Source organism: Luteibacter sp. 1214 (assembly GCF_031455395.1).
GTDB classification, from domain to species: Bacteria; Pseudomonadota; Gammaproteobacteria; order Xanthomonadales; family Rhodanobacteraceae; genus Luteibacter; species Luteibacter mycovicinus.
Map to the genome: position 1 here is coordinate 438782 of NZ_JAVDSQ010000003.1, position 13458 is coordinate 452239.

Consider the following 13458-nt stretch of genomic DNA (forward strand, 5'->3'; position numbering starts at 1 on the left):
GGCCTTTCATCAGAACACCCAGTTGAGTGCCAGGCGAGCCGACTGGTCCTTCGCCTCGCTGGCGAACTGACCATTCCACGAGGCATCGATGGTGACGGTCGGCGTCGCGAGGAAACGGACACCGAAGACGCCCACGCCCGCATTCTTCCCGACCGGCGTGCCCATCACTTCGAACGCGTTGCCGCCTTCCAGGAAGCGCTGCTTGCTGCTCGTGTCGGTGTCGCCGGCCGCATGCTGCCAGCCCACGCTGCCGAAGATGCCGAAGCGGCCGTCTTCGCCGAAGTCCTTACGCCCGCGTACGCCGAGGGTGCCGTAGGTCAGGTCGCTCTTGTTGCCCATCACGTGCAACGCCGCGTTCGAACCGCGCTCGTCGGACGAGTTGGTGCGAAGCTGCTGCTGGGCGATGTTGAGGAACGGCGCCAGCGCACCGCTGTCCCAACGGAACTCGTACGAGCCTTCGACGAAACCCTGCAGCGAGTGCGCCTTGGTGGTGCCGCTCAGGCGACCGGCCAGCGAATCCACGTCGACGGTGCGATGCGTGTCGATGTCGTAACGCGAGTAGATGCCACCGGCCTGAATCATCACGTCGCCGAAGTCGGCGCCGCCATAGATCGCCGCCGTCAGCGTATTGCCGCTGGCGGAATCGTCGCGCGCATCCGCGGAGATACGACCGCTGCCGAGCGCCACACCGATACGCGAGCGATCCGCGATGCCCTTGTCCGCACCGACGAAGAATCCGCTGCCGCTGGCATCCAGCTTCGACGCATTGCCGTCTTCGTCATGGTGGCCGCGATGGCCCCATGCCGACGCCCACGTCGCGAACGAGTCTTCCGTTTCATCGGCGAACTGAGTCAGCAGGTGCTGGTTGATCGCTTCGCGCTTGTAACGGTCGTCGTCCGCGATGGCACCCTGCAGGTTGGCGTGAATTTCACCCGACAATTGGTCGTAGGCACGACGTGCCGAAGCGGCGTCGAGCTTCACCACCGTGTCGAACACCGGGTGGTCTTCGCCGATCGATTCGATCGCCGCTGCCGTCGCCTTCTGGTTGCGGGTAGCACCGATGTCGGCAAACAGGATGTCGTTGCGGGTCAGCGTGAGGTTCACCGCGTTGGCGGTGTAGGCCAGCTGGGGCGTCAGGAACGCGAGATTGCTCGACACATTGCTGAATGTGCCACTGACGCCGTTGGCGGCGGTCAGGATCGTGTAGGTGGCGGTCGGGCTCCACTTGCCCGCAGCACTCGCAAGGCTGACGACCGAGCCCCCTTGCAGCGTCGCCTTGCCGCCGACGCTGACCATGTCGCTATGCCCGGTATTGTCGAGGTCCAGCGAGTACTGCGTGCCGGCGGCGACGGTGAGGTCGCCCGCGGTGGCGAGCTTGCCGATGCCCGCACCGCCCGGCGACAAGATCGATCCGCTCTGCAACGTGACGTTGCCCGCGGTACCGTTACCGGTGAACGTCGTGCCGCTGGCGAAAGTGAGCGAGCCGCCGAGCGAGCCGTCGACCTGGAGGCTGCCCGAGCTCACCGTGGTCGAACCAGCGAATGCCGAGCTGTCACCGGTGAGCTGCAGATTGCCTGCGCCGAGCTTGCTGACGGTACCCGCGCCGCTGAGCACACCGCCGAAGCTCGTGTTGTCGGCGCGCTGGAAAACCAGCGCACCGTTGTTCACGACATTACCCGCCAGACTGCCGCTGGTCGCACCGTTGCCGATCTGCAGCGTACCGGCGTCGATATTGACGGCGCCCAGCGAGACCACGTTCGCAAGCAACAGCGTGCCCGTGCCGGTCTTGTGCACGATGTCGAGCGAGGTGTCGCTACCCGCCGCGGACGACACCGCGCCGGTCAGCGTGGCTGTGCCCGCGCCGGTGTCGAGCGTGGTCTCGCCGCCGACGACCACCGAATTGGCCAGCGTCGTGCCGGGCGCGTACAGCGCGACGCGACTACCGCCATTGAGCACCAGCGCACCGGTGCCGATGGCGCCGTTCGCGGCGAGCTGCAGCGTGCCGTTGACCACGGTGTCGCCGGTGTAGCTGTTGGCATGATCGAGCAGCAGCGTGCCCGGGCCCTGCACGGTGAGCGTACCCGCGCCAGTGATGCCACCGTGCCAGTTGAAGACGTTGCCCGCATCGGCGACCGCCAGCGTGCCGCCCGAGCCGGAGGCGAGAGTCAGCGCCCGGTCGGTCGTGGTGAAGGACGTGCCGGTAATACCCAGCGTGCCGCCCTGAAGCGTCACACCATTGGCGGCATCGCCCAGGTTGTTATCGGCGGAGACGGCAAGCGTGCCACCCGAAACCACGGTGTTACCCGTATACGTATTGGCCGCGGTCAGCACGAGCGTACCCGCGTCGGCCTTCTCCATGCCCTGGTTGCCCGTCAGCACGCTCGACACCGTCGCCGTGTACGGCGCACTGCTGGCCGTACCGTCGCCGACGCGGATGATCGGCGTCGTGCCATCGGTGGTCAGCAGCTGTACCGAGTCACCGGTCAGCGTGTAGCCGTCGGTAAGGAACTGCATGCCCGTCGCCTGGAGCTGGCCTGGCGTACCGTCGACCGTGACCGTGCCCGCGGCGCCACCGAAGATGGCAAAGCCCGGCTGCGGCGACATCTGACCGTTCGGCTGCGTGCCGGTGGCGTCGGTCCAGTTCGGCGCGGTGGTCGACCAGACGCCGGTGCCGCCGCCCATCTGCGTAGCGGAGGCGAGGCCGTTGGCGTTCCAGAAGCTCAGGTTCGAGGTCGAGTTATCGATCAGGTTCACCTGGCCGAAGCTGGTCAGATACTGCAGCGTCAGCGGGTGGCCCGCCGGCGTCGTGCCGAGCACCAGACCGCCGTTGCTCGTGCTGAGCGTGCCACCGGTGCTGAAAAGATTGTAGACGCCGTTGGTCATGCCGCCGGCATCGACGACGTTGAGCGTGGCACCGTTGAGAGCGAGGTTGCCCGACACGACCACCTGGTCGCCCGAGCCCAGCCCACCAAACTCAGCCTGCAACGTGCTGCCCTGCTCGAGGGTGAGATTGCCGTCGACCGTCAGCGTTCCTACGGAATTGCCCGGCGACAACGTACCGCCCGAGAGGACGTCGACGTTCGTCGCGACGGTGCCGTGGCCACCGAGCGTGCCACCGCCGTTGACCGTGACGCCGGCACCCGCGCCGTTCGGGCCGCCAACCACCGCCGTGCTGTTCGCCGCGCTGCCGACGATCAGGCTGCCGGCGCTGACCGTGGTGTTCCCCGTGAAGCCGCTGCCGTCGCCATCGAACAACAGCTTGCCCGCGCCGTTCTTCACCAGCGCACCCGCGCCGCTGAGATCGCCCGTAAAGCTGACGTCATTGGAACGGTTGAACGACAGCGTGCCGTTGTCCACCACGTTGCCGGTAAACGCACCGGTAGTCCCGCCACCACCGACGGCGAGTTCCGTCCCGGACTGGAGCGTGACGTTGCCGGTCGACGTGAGCGTACCGGTCAGCACCGAGCGGCCGGCCGACGACAACGCGAGGGACTGCACGTTGACCGTGCCGGTGATGTTGAGTGGTGTGGCGCCCGCAAGCGTCGCGTTCTGCGCCGTGAGGTTACCCAGCGTGGCGATGGCGTTATTGGTGCTCGCAAGGACGAAGTCGCCGGTCGTGCTGCCCGTCAGGGTCCCGACCACTACGCCGCCCGCGGTCTGCGTGACACTGTCACCGGTGAGCGTCAGCGTGCCCGTCGCCTGCAGATCGTTCTGCAGTGTGATGGCGGTGCCGGTCAGCGTGACATTGCCCGTGGCGCTGACCGGACCCACGGATAACGCGCTGTTCGAAGCAATGGCGATATTGCGGCCCGTCGCGGTCAGCAGTCCGGCAAAGCGGTTGCCCGCGTTGGTCATCGTGATGTCATGACCGAGCGCGGTGAAGACACTGCTGCCACCGAGCGTGACCACGCCGCTGGCGGTGATCGTGCCACCGGCGGTGACGCTGAGGGCGTCGGTGCCGGCGGTCACGCCGTTGAAGCCGATGTTCGAGGCGCTGGAAAACAGCGTGGCGCCGTCCAGCGTCACGCCACCGAGGTAGGTCTGCGCGCCGGTCGTCTGCACGGTGCCCGCGGTATGGGTACCGCCGGTGTGGCTCAGCGCCAGCGAGCCGGTGAGGTTGACGTTGTCCAGCGTCAGGCTGCCCACGCCCGTGCTACGGACGGTGCCCGTGCCGGTAAGGTCGCCACCGAGGTCTATCGAGCCGCCGTTGGTCGCGTTGAAGACGACGTCGGCCGTGCCGCCGTCGAGCGTTACACCATTCAGTGAGACGGCGGCATCCGCGACGATCGAGGCGCTCGCATTACTGGCAAGCTCGATGGCGCCTTGAATCACGGTGCCCGCGTGCAGCCCCAGCACATTGCCGGCGCCGTTGAAGAGCACCGCCGATGCATGGCCGCCGGTGACCGCGCCACCCGCGAGGGTGCCGTAGTTCTCGATGTCGGCGCTGTCCTGGGTCACGATCGCGTTGCCCGCCGCGCCGTTGCCGGTCGCCGCACCACCGGCGATCGTGCCATTGTTGGTGACGTGCAATCCCGAGGCCAGCGCACGGATACCGGCGCCGGACGCGCCGCTGCCGCCCGACGCCGAATTGCCCCCACCGGCGGCGCCGCCCACGCCGCCTGTGATCGTGGCTCCATTGGCATTGGTGACCTTACCCGCCGTACCCGTGATGAGTACGCCGTCGCCACCACCGCCACCACCGCCACCGACCGAGACGCCGGTGGTGCTGCCCGCGCCACCCGCGCCGCCGGCACCGCCCGTGATCGACTGCCCTGCTGACAGATTGAGAACGAAGCCGCTGGCGACGCCCGACACCAGACCGGCCCCACCGCCACCGCCCCCGGCCCCACCGGCGATCAGATCCTGCCCGCCACCATGGCCGCCCGCGCCGCCCGTGATGGTGGTAGCGGAAACGTTGTAGCTCGTCGCCGTGGTATAGACACCCGCGCCGCCACCGCCACCGCCACCCGGGGCATGGCCCGTGCTGCCATCCCCGCCGCGTCCGCCGACGATCACCGTGCCGGGCGCGCCTACGGCACCACCCGCGCCACCCACGCCTGTCGCCCCTTCGGGGTCGTCGATGCCTGACGCGCCCGAGCCACCCACGCCGTTGTTCGCGGATGCGCCGTCGATCACGCTCGCGCCGAAGGACGAATCGACATGCGTCGCCTGCCCGCCCGTCCCGTTACCCGCGCCGCCCGCGCCCGAGAGGACCGTTCCGGCCGCCGCGGAGTTGCCGGAGCCGCCAGGCGCCGCGTTCTGCGCGAAGACCACGGCAGACGATAAGCAAAGGCCGGCTGCCAGCAACGCGCTGAACAGACGCGTCATCCGCGGCGGCGCGGCATTCGTGCCGTCCGCTGCGGCGCCCTCGCTCGACGAGAGTTCCGAAGCGACCTGGACAACGCGCAGGGCTCTGTTCCATACGAGACGGTAAGTGCGATTCATTCGATGTTCCCCTGGAGATATCGTGGCTGGCCTGGGCAGCACAACCGATGATTGTCGATCTTTGGAAACAGACACATGCGTCCGCCATCCATGCGGTGGCCTCCCTGATGTGCCTGTCAGAAACTGTGACGTAGTTCGCGAAGTGCGCTCACACGGGCACGCGCCAGCGGTCCACGTGCGTCGCAAAGAGATGCGCCTCGCACGGAGAAACGTCGCGATTCATGGATATGAGCTTTGGCGCGTGTGGAGCTTGCAGCCTGCGCCGCGCAATGGCGGCGGGGATCCCTGACCTTCAACAACTGACTGCTCCGTCCGGTGGCGCAAATGAGGTAGCCCATGGTTTTGGGCGGAAGAGAGGCTACCGGGAAGCGGTGCGGAATGTAAATAAGGAGTTGACGTCGTCGATGTCGGAGAACCCGCATGCCGGGGCCGCGTCCGCGCAGCGGCATAGGACTAGTCTGAAAATGCGTGAAGACAGCCCCAAACGGTTTCTTGCCAACGCACAATGGGCGGTCGTCAGCTGACGATATCCCCACGCAAGACCATGAGAGGAACTCATATGAAGATCGCTGGAGCTTTCGCCGTCGCAGCCCTGACCGTCGCCGCCATGGCCGGATGCAGCGCACTCGACCACAAAACGGGCACCCAGATCAGCCAGGAGACCCTGAACTCCTTCACCAAAGGCAAGACCCGCCGAGAAGACGTCATCGCCGCCATCGGCCAGCCGCCAAAGAAGTCCGAGGTGATGGGCAAGGAAGTCTGGAACTATACGTTCACACGTATCGCCGCCATGCCGTTCCAGCCTAACGAGCACGAAGACGCCGTCTTCGAATTCGACAAGAAGGGCATTCTTCTCAATGCCTACAAGACGAGCGGAAGCGCGGGACAGAGCGGTAACGCGCTACTGGATGCCGCGGGCATGTAAGTCGTTCGCTGCCCGGTGAGCCGCGACTCGCCGGGCAGCGATCAAAGCCGGTCAAAGCTTCCTGCGGCGATCACTCGTGCCCGCGCGAAATCCTCGCACGATGAATCCCGTTGATTTCCGCCACCGCACGATTGCCTTCGTGTACGTGCATCAGAAGGATCTCACTGCTTTTCGTAAAGCGGTGACCGATCCGCACCCGATAGGACCTGGCAGCCCAGCTGAAAAAGCCCGTATGAAACGAGGCTTCGTCCAGGTCGCGCCACTTCACTCCACTGACGCCGCGGTTCCAGGGAAGGATGCCGCTGCTCACCCAGATGCCGTCGTCGTTGACGAAGAGGCGTACCTCTCTTGCCTCCATGACCGAGTACACGAACCAGGCCAACGCCAGCACCGCAAGGATCGACCGATACAGCACGGGGAGGAACCAGGCGATGACGAGCGCGGCAGCGAGGGTCACGACGGGACGAACATAGGCTACCCAGGACAAGCGGAACGCGGTGGCCGGGACACCGGTGTCGAAGCGTTCGATGTTGTCCATAACGAGGGTCCTGAGTGCGGGCAGGGAGAAACTTTAGCAGCAGGGCCTGCGCCGATCACTACGGATGTCAGGTATCGAAGCGCTCGCGCAGGCGGGCTATCGCTTCGATATTTGCCTTGGCGATATCGTGGAATCCCTCACTGATTTCCGCATGCTGACTAACACGCGTCCAATAGATCACAGCCCAGCGTGCAGCGCACAGCCAGTACGTCATATCCCCCGGACTCGGCACAGCGGGCTGGAAGACGCGGGGTGGTATGGCGCCATTTGAAGCAGGCCGATATAGCATAGGCAACATGTCGTAACTCGGTGTCACCGCCATTGGCAGCGTGTCATCGAGGAAGAACGAGAGGTTACCGAAGTGCATGTCGGTGTTGCCGATCAGCCGGCCGAACCACCAGCGCTGACGAACCTGCGCCAGCGATGCGTCGTCGATCCACCCAGCTTCATGCATGCGCCTGGCAGCAGTGGCCCAGTCGTCGCGGTTGCCGTCGTGCGCATCGCTCCACGCCGCCAGACTGACGCAGCCTCGCCGCCCGTAGGCGCCTATGCGATCGAAGCGGGTCGCTTCAAGGCAAAGGCGGCCTTGCGACCAGATCAATTCGGTAGGCGCACTGGCGTTGCCTTGCTCGGCCAAGAGCTGGCCAGCCAGGTGCTCGCAGATCAGGAGATCAGCCCAGCGCTGTGCCGTAGCACCGGCTTCCACCGGCTCGGTGAACTTGACAATGACGTGGCGGGTGGCACCTTCCGCGTCGATCACCGTGGCTGTGAACTTGGGCTGCTCGCCTGCCGCCGATGATCCGACGGCTTCACCGGCGATGGCTACATTAGCCATGTCACCGTAACGAGACCATCGAGTCTCCTCGGCAACGACGTCGAACTCACTTTGCAATGCACGCTCGAGCGCAGCCTCGCCCAGAATGAAATTTCCCGGACCATCCTCGCCGTGACGGAGTAACGCCGTAAGTACCGCGTCGTTGTCCCAGAGCAGCACATCGGCGGGCAGTCCCAATTCGCGCGACCAGCGCTGCGCGAACTGGCGGCCAAGAAATCCTTGTGGCCGCTGGTCGTCGAGGAACCAGGGCACACCGGGAAACAGCCCATCGACGAACTCGTCGCGCAACCACACCGGAGTGGCCCCTGTCAGAAGACATCCGCCGCCGTGCAGCGCCGCAAGTAGGCCAAACTCGTGAGGTCGACCTTGCGCATCGACTCGGAAAAGCGGCCACTCGTAACCGAGACCCCGGACATCGCGCCGTGCTGCATAACGCGTACGCCTGGCTCGACCAAAACGCGTCACCTCCGCCCCACTGGTGTCGAGCAACCGGGAAATCGTCGGCTGGCTGACGCCGAGTGCCTCGCCCAGATCTCTCGCGCTAAGTGGCCCGCGCCGACGAAGCACGTTGATCAAGGTCTCGGTCATGGGCGCAGGCTTTGCCATCGCTGAATAGATACTTGAATAGATACTTTTTGTCAAAATCTCTATAAATCAATTAACTATAGACTTCATGCGTCCATATGTTGAATAGATTCTCAGAGGCTTGATGGCTGAACCTGGGCGAGTATCGTCGTCGGCCTTTCCCCCACAAGCCATTCGACAAACCGGTTGACCGAGCCACCTTCGTCAGACTCCCGCCCGACGATCGCGACATACCCCGTCCGCACCACCCGGATATCCGCCAGCGGCGTCATCAGCCGTCCGTTGGCGACATCCATCTCCAGCATCGGCAAGGGCCCGATGCCGATACCCAGACCATCCTCGATGGCCTGGCGGGTCACAAAGAAATGATCGAAGCGCTGGCGCGGAAGTCCTGCGAGGTGATGTACACCGGCGGCCTCGAGCCAGTCACGCCAGTCGCCCGGTCGTGTCTCCGTGGCGAACAGCGTGTGGCCCTGGATATCGGACGGTTTCAGCACGGGTTGGCGGGCAAACAAGGTGGGGCTCATGATCAGCGTATCGACGTCATCCAGCACGGGGACGACACGATGCTGAGGCAACAGGCGATCGCGCCCAGGCCCACGCCGAATCGTCACATCGACGCCGCCGCGCAGTTCCTCGAAGAGCGTCGATACCGTGGTGACAACGACTTCAGTGTCCGGATGCCCGGCGTGAAAGCGACCGAGCCGGGGGATCAGCCAGCGCATCGCGAAACTGGTCGGCGCGCTGACGCGCACGATGCGCCGTGCGCCTGGCTGTCCGCACGCCTCGGCCGCCACCACCAGGCGATCGAACGACAGGCCGATCTCGGCGGCGAACAGCCTCGCGGCCGGCGTCGCCACCATGCGGCGACCGTCCTTGACGAAGAGCTTCTGGCCCAGCCACGTTTCCAGCACCGCGATCTGACGGCTGACGGCACCGTGAGTCACGCCGAGTTCCGCCGCCGCGTCGGCGTAACTGTCCGTCTGGGCGGCGACTTCGAAGACCCTCAGAGAATGGAGAGGTGGCAGGTTGCGCATGGCTATCCGTGATTTATGCTCACGCATAAGGTGAGTCATGGTTGTCTTGTTGATTATTTCTCGCTTATCTAGCATAGCCGCATGGCAGCCTCGACCGACCTCCCCGTCACCTTCGACGGCGAACGCACACCCCAAGCGCCCCGTTCGCGCAACCTGCTGGCCGCGTGCTTTACCCACGCACTGCATGACGGCTATACCGACGGCCTCTATGCCTTTCTTCCCGTGTGGCAGGCGCAGTTCGGTCTGTCCTATGCGGCGCTGGCCCTGGTGCGCGCGCTCTATTACGGCACCATGGGTGGCCTGCAGATTCCCGCCGATCGCGCCCTGCGTGGCGTATCGGCCCGGTCCGCACTGATACTTGCGACCGTCACCGCGGCCATGGGATTTCTGATCATGGCGCTGCCGCTCGGCTTCGCGGGACTCTGCGTCGGCCTCGTCGTGGCGGGCGTGGGTTCGAGCATCCAGCATCCACGCGGTTCGATGCTCGTCACCGACAGCTACGGCGACGCATCGCGACGACCGCTGGGGATGTACAACTTTTCCGGCGACCTCGGTAAGGCCATCGTGCCGGCGCTTGTCGCGGTGACGTTGCCCGTGCTCGCCTGGCGCCCCGTGCTGGGATTGATGGCGCTGCTTGGCATCGTTGTCGCGCTGGGACTGAGGTCCTGGGCGCCGAAGACTCCCGTGATCGCACGCGCCAGGGCAAAGACGCAACGTGGTCACGGCCGTGGCGGCTTCGGCATCCTGACGACCATCGGCGCGCTGGATACGGCGACCCGCATGGGCTATCTGCTGTTCCTTCCGTTTCTGATTCATGCCAAGGGCGGCAACTCCCCGACCGTGGGCGTCGCGCTGGCCCTGCTCTTTATCGGTGGCGCGCTGGGCAAGGCGACCTGCGGATGGCTGGGTGAGCGACTGGGTGTGGTCGGGAGCGTCATCGTGACCGAGGTCGCCACCGCCGCGCTGATGGCCGCGACGCTGCTCACACCGCTGACACCGACGCTCATCGTGCTGCCATTGCTCGGTGTCGTGCTCAATGGCACATCATCGGTGCTTTACGGGACCGTGCCGGAGCTCTCCGACGGTGACACCGGTCGCGCGTTCGCGGTCTTTTACACGAGCGTGGTCGTTTCGGGCGGCGCCGCGCCCATCCTGTACGGCGCCATTGCCGATCACAGCAATCAGACGATCGGCATCCTCGCCTCGGCCGCGACCGCCGCCCTGATTGCGCCGCTGGTGATGTTGCTGAAACCTCATCTGCGCGACACCGCTTCCACGACATAAGGGTTTCGACCATGACTGACGATTCGCAGGCACCGCTCATCCTGATCACCGGCGGCAGCCGGGGCATCGGCGCGGCCACGGCACGACTGGCCGCCGCCCAGGGCTACGATGTGGCGATCACCTACGTCTCCGACGAGTCCGCGGCACTCGCCGTCGCAACCGATGTCGAAGCGGCCGGAAGTCGCGCGCTGGCCGTGCGCGCGGACAGCGCCGATCCCGGGCAGATCGACGGGCTCTTCGCCGCGATCGACCGCGAGTTCGGTCGCATCGACGTGCTGGTAAACAATGCAGGCGTTCTCGCGCAGCAGTCCCGCCTGGAGGACCTGAGCTTCGAGCGGATGCAGCGCATTTTCGCGGTCAATGCGATCGGCCCCATCCTCTTCGCGCAACACGCCATACGACGGATGTCGCATCGCCATGGCGGCCGGGGCGGATCCGTCATCAACGTGTCGTCCGCTTCCGCACGACTGGGCAGCCCGAACGAGTACGTCGACTACGCGGCATCCAAGGGTGCGCTCGAGACCTTCACCACTGGCTTCGCCAGGGAAGTCGCCGCCGAGGGCATCCGTGTCAACTGCGTGCGTCCCGGGCACATCTACACGGACATGCACGCCAGCGGTGGCGAGCCGGGACGAGTGGACCGCGTCAAGGAATCGATACCGATGAAGCGCGGCGGTCAGCCCGACGAGGTGGCGCGCGCGATCCTGTGGCTTGCAGGCGCCGAGGCCTCATTCATTACCGGCACCTTTCTGGACGTGACCGGCGGCAAGTAAGCCGCGGTGCGCGACACCAGATAGCGGCGTACCGGGCCGAATAGGCATACATGATCATTGCCCACCGCGTCGCCGCCTGAGTACCATCGACCTGGAACGCCCGGACCGTGCACGAAACCTTCGACACCCGGACGTCAGGGGAAGACATGGCGTTGAACAGATCAGGCGCAGGCCCATGAGCCGCCGCTGGAAACCCGTCCGCTCGCGCTGGAGCGACCCGCTCACCCAGGTGCGCTGGGATGACTTCGAGCGACGCGTCGCCGAGTATTACCGTGGGCAGGGCTACCGGGTGGATCATTCCGGCACGGGCGTCGGTCACGCCATGGCCGATGGCGGTATCGACCTCAAGCTGTACCGCGATGGCGAATACATCGTCGTGCAGTGCAAGCACTGGAACACGGGACAGGTGCCGCATAACGCGGTGCATGAACTGATCGGCGTGATGCACACGGAGGGTGCACAGCGCGCCATCCTGATCTCCTCCGGCGAGTTCACCGATCACGCCATGCGGTCGGCGGCGAAGTTCATGCCGATCCAGCTGATCGGTGGTGCGGAGATACGTAGCATGCTCGGGCCGATCCCCGAGGTGGACATGCCGCCGCTGGATGACAGGCCGAGCTGGGTGACGGCTGGTCGTAAACGACCGCGGGTATCCGCGTCGACGTCCGGCACGCCGATCATCGCCCTCCTCGCCGTCGTCGCGGTCCTGCTGATCAGTTACCTGTCCATCCCGCGCGTCCTGGACAACATGGGCAAGTCGATCATCCAGTCCACCTCACAGGGTGTCGCCAATGCACGCGCCGACGCCGCCGCGCCGACTCGTCATTTTGCGACTCGACCCAGCGACTACTACTCGTCCAGACTCGCTACGCCACCGGCGGTGTCGCACCAAAGCTACGCGACCATGACCCGGCCGACCGCCGCACCCCGTCCGCCGATCACGAGACCTGACGGCACCCCGGTGTCCACCGGGTCGACGCCGACTTCCGACGCCGACATCGCGACCTGGCAAGCCGAGAACGCAAAGGCGATGAAGATCCTGGAGAAGACGACTCCCGAACTCGGCACCCAGTGACCTGAAAGCGAATCGGAGCGACCACCAAACGGCGGCGCCGGCAAAGTTCTCAGACGCCATGCCGCCGTTGTGACCAGGGCCCCGAGGTATTGCAAACCCACCGACCGCGGCATACAGTGAACCACATGGTTCACTATCAAGCCCGCCTCGACGCCACCTTCGCCGCCCTCTCCGACGTCACCCGACGCGGCGTGCTGGAGCAGCTTGGCCGTTCGGACGCTTCGGTCAGCGACCTCGCCCAACGTTTCCACATGACCCTTACCGGCATGGGCAAGCACGTCAGCATTCTGGAAGACGCAGGGCTCGTGACCACGGAGAAGGTCGGGCGCGTGCGCACCTGCAAACTGGGGATGCGTCAGCTGGAAGAAGAAGCCGCCTGGATCGAGCGGCACCGCGAACTCTGGAGCGCGCGCTTCGACGCGCTGGATGAAATCGTCGACCACCTTAAACGCGAGGAGAAGGCCAATGGCAAGCGAAGGTAGTTCAGCCGCAAGCAAGCGCACCGCCGTGGAACGCAAAGGCGACCGCGAGCTCGTCGTGACGCGCACGTTCGACGCGCCGGTGCACCTCGTGTTCGAGGCGTGGCGCAACCCCGAGCTGTTCAAACGCTGGTGGATTCCGAAATCCGCCGGCATGTCGCTGGTCTCGGGCGACATGGACATCCGCACCGGCGGCACGTATCGCCTTGTGTTCAAACATCCGGCCTTCGATCAGCCGATGGCGTTCTTCGGTACGTACAAGGAAGTGACCGAGAACACGCGGCTCGTATGGACGAACGAAGAAAGCGACCAGGGCGCGCTGACCACCGTGACATTCGAAGAAAAGGACGGCAAGACGCTGGTCACCCTGCACGAACTGTATCCGACGGAAGCGGCGCGCGACGAGGCGATCGCTGGCTCGGCGGAAGGCCTGCCGGAACAGTTTGCGCAGCTGGACGAGTTGCTCGTAGCGAGAGCGTGAT

Annotated in this window: 10 protein-coding genes; 6 read left to right on the plus strand and 4 right to left on the minus strand. The window is 65.3% G+C overall.

All coding sequences use genetic code 11. From position 1 onward, the window contains the following. Positions 1–9 precede the first annotated feature (9 nt). Positions 10–5445 (minus strand): autotransporter-associated beta strand repeat-containing protein, encoded by a 5436-nt coding sequence (locus J2X57_RS10480; protein ID WP_309866733.1) that lies wholly within the window; start codon positions 5443–5445, stop codon positions 10–12. Between the two features lie 559 nt (positions 5446–6004). Between J2X57_RS10480 and bamE the strand changes: the two genes are divergently transcribed. Further along, positions 6005–6370, plus strand: coding sequence for an outer membrane protein assembly factor BamE (gene bamE / locus J2X57_RS10485; RefSeq protein ID WP_036116065.1), 366 nt, complete (start codon positions 6005–6007; stop codon positions 6368–6370). A gap of 70 nt (positions 6371–6440) precedes the next feature. Here the strand turns inward: bamE and J2X57_RS10490 are convergent, their stop codons facing one another. The 3 genes from J2X57_RS10490 to J2X57_RS10500 form a co-directional block, all read right to left on the minus strand. After that, entirely contained in the window at positions 6441–6908 is a 468-nt protein-coding gene (locus tag J2X57_RS10490; protein ID WP_309866738.1) for a hypothetical protein, read from the minus strand. A 67-nt stretch (positions 6909–6975) separates the two neighbouring features. Then, positions 6976–8331 (minus strand): type II toxin-antitoxin system HipA family toxin YjjJ, encoded by a 1356-nt coding sequence (yjjJ, locus tag J2X57_RS10495; RefSeq protein WP_239708953.1) that lies wholly within the window; start codon positions 8329–8331, stop codon positions 6976–6978. A 110-nt stretch (positions 8332–8441) separates the two neighbouring features. Next, entirely contained in the window at positions 8442–9365 is a 924-nt protein-coding gene (locus tag J2X57_RS10500; protein ID WP_052191105.1) for a LysR substrate-binding domain-containing protein, read from the minus strand. Positions 9366–9446: 81 nt separating this feature from the next. Between J2X57_RS10500 and J2X57_RS10505 the strand changes: the two genes are divergently transcribed. The 5 genes from J2X57_RS10505 to J2X57_RS10525 all read left to right on the plus strand — a co-directional run bounded on the left by J2X57_RS10505 (position 9447) and on the right by J2X57_RS10525 (position 13457). Further along, positions 9447–10649, plus strand: coding sequence for an MFS transporter (locus tag J2X57_RS10505; RefSeq protein ID WP_309866746.1), 1203 nt, complete (start codon positions 9447–9449; stop codon positions 10647–10649). An 11-nt stretch (positions 10650–10660) separates the two neighbouring features. Then, positions 10661–11422 (plus strand): SDR family oxidoreductase, encoded by a 762-nt coding sequence (locus J2X57_RS10510; protein WP_309866750.1) that lies wholly within the window; start codon positions 10661–10663, stop codon positions 11420–11422. Between the two features lie 175 nt (positions 11423–11597). After that, complete coding sequence (locus J2X57_RS10515; RefSeq protein WP_309866753.1) at positions 11598–12497, plus strand: restriction endonuclease; 900 nt, start codon at positions 11598–11600, stop codon at positions 12495–12497. A 125-nt stretch (positions 12498–12622) separates the two neighbouring features. After that, a complete protein-coding gene (locus tag J2X57_RS10520; protein ID WP_309866756.1) occupies positions 12623–12979 on the plus strand; it encodes a metalloregulator ArsR/SmtB family transcription factor in 357 nt (118 codons plus the stop codon). Continuing rightward, positions 12963–13457 carry an SRPBCC family protein gene (locus tag J2X57_RS10525; RefSeq protein ID WP_309866759.1) on the plus strand — a complete coding sequence of 165 codons (495 nt, stop codon included), beginning with the start codon at positions 12963–12965 and terminating at the stop codon, positions 13455–13457. The genes J2X57_RS10520 and J2X57_RS10525 overlap by 17 nt, the downstream gene beginning before the upstream one ends. Position 13458: the final 1 nt, after the last annotated feature.

What these genes read in the sequence shown, in the direction of transcription:
- J2X57_RS10480 (WP_309866733.1), bottom strand. Translation starts at nt 5,445, where the DNA reads ATGAATCGCACTTACCGTCTCGTATGGAACAGAGCCCTGCGCGTTGTC.
- bamE (WP_036116065.1), top strand. Translation starts at nt 6,005, where the DNA reads ATGAAGATCGCTGGAGCTTTCGCCGTCGCAGCCCTGACCGTCGCCGCC.
- J2X57_RS10490 (WP_309866738.1), bottom strand. Translation starts at nt 6,908, where the DNA reads ATGGACAACATCGAACGCTTCGACACCGGTGTCCCGGCCACCGCGTTC.
- yjjJ (WP_239708953.1), bottom strand. Translation starts at nt 8,331, where the DNA reads ATGACCGAGACCTTGATCAACGTGCTTCGTCGGCGCGGGCCACTTAGC.
- J2X57_RS10500 (WP_052191105.1), bottom strand. Translation starts at nt 9,365, where the DNA reads ATGCGCAACCTGCCACCTCTCCATTCTCTGAGGGTCTTCGAAGTCGCC.
- J2X57_RS10505 (WP_309866746.1), top strand. Translation starts at nt 9,447, where the DNA reads ATGGCAGCCTCGACCGACCTCCCCGTCACCTTCGACGGCGAACGCACA.
- J2X57_RS10510 (WP_309866750.1), top strand. Translation starts at nt 10,661, where the DNA reads ATGACTGACGATTCGCAGGCACCGCTCATCCTGATCACCGGCGGCAGC.
- J2X57_RS10515 (WP_309866753.1), top strand. Translation starts at nt 11,598, where the DNA reads ATGAGCCGCCGCTGGAAACCCGTCCGCTCGCGCTGGAGCGACCCGCTC.
- J2X57_RS10520 (WP_309866756.1), top strand. Translation starts at nt 12,623, where the DNA reads ATGGTTCACTATCAAGCCCGCCTCGACGCCACCTTCGCCGCCCTCTCC.
- J2X57_RS10525 (WP_309866759.1), top strand. Translation starts at nt 12,963, where the DNA reads ATGGCAAGCGAAGGTAGTTCAGCCGCAAGCAAGCGCACCGCCGTGGAA.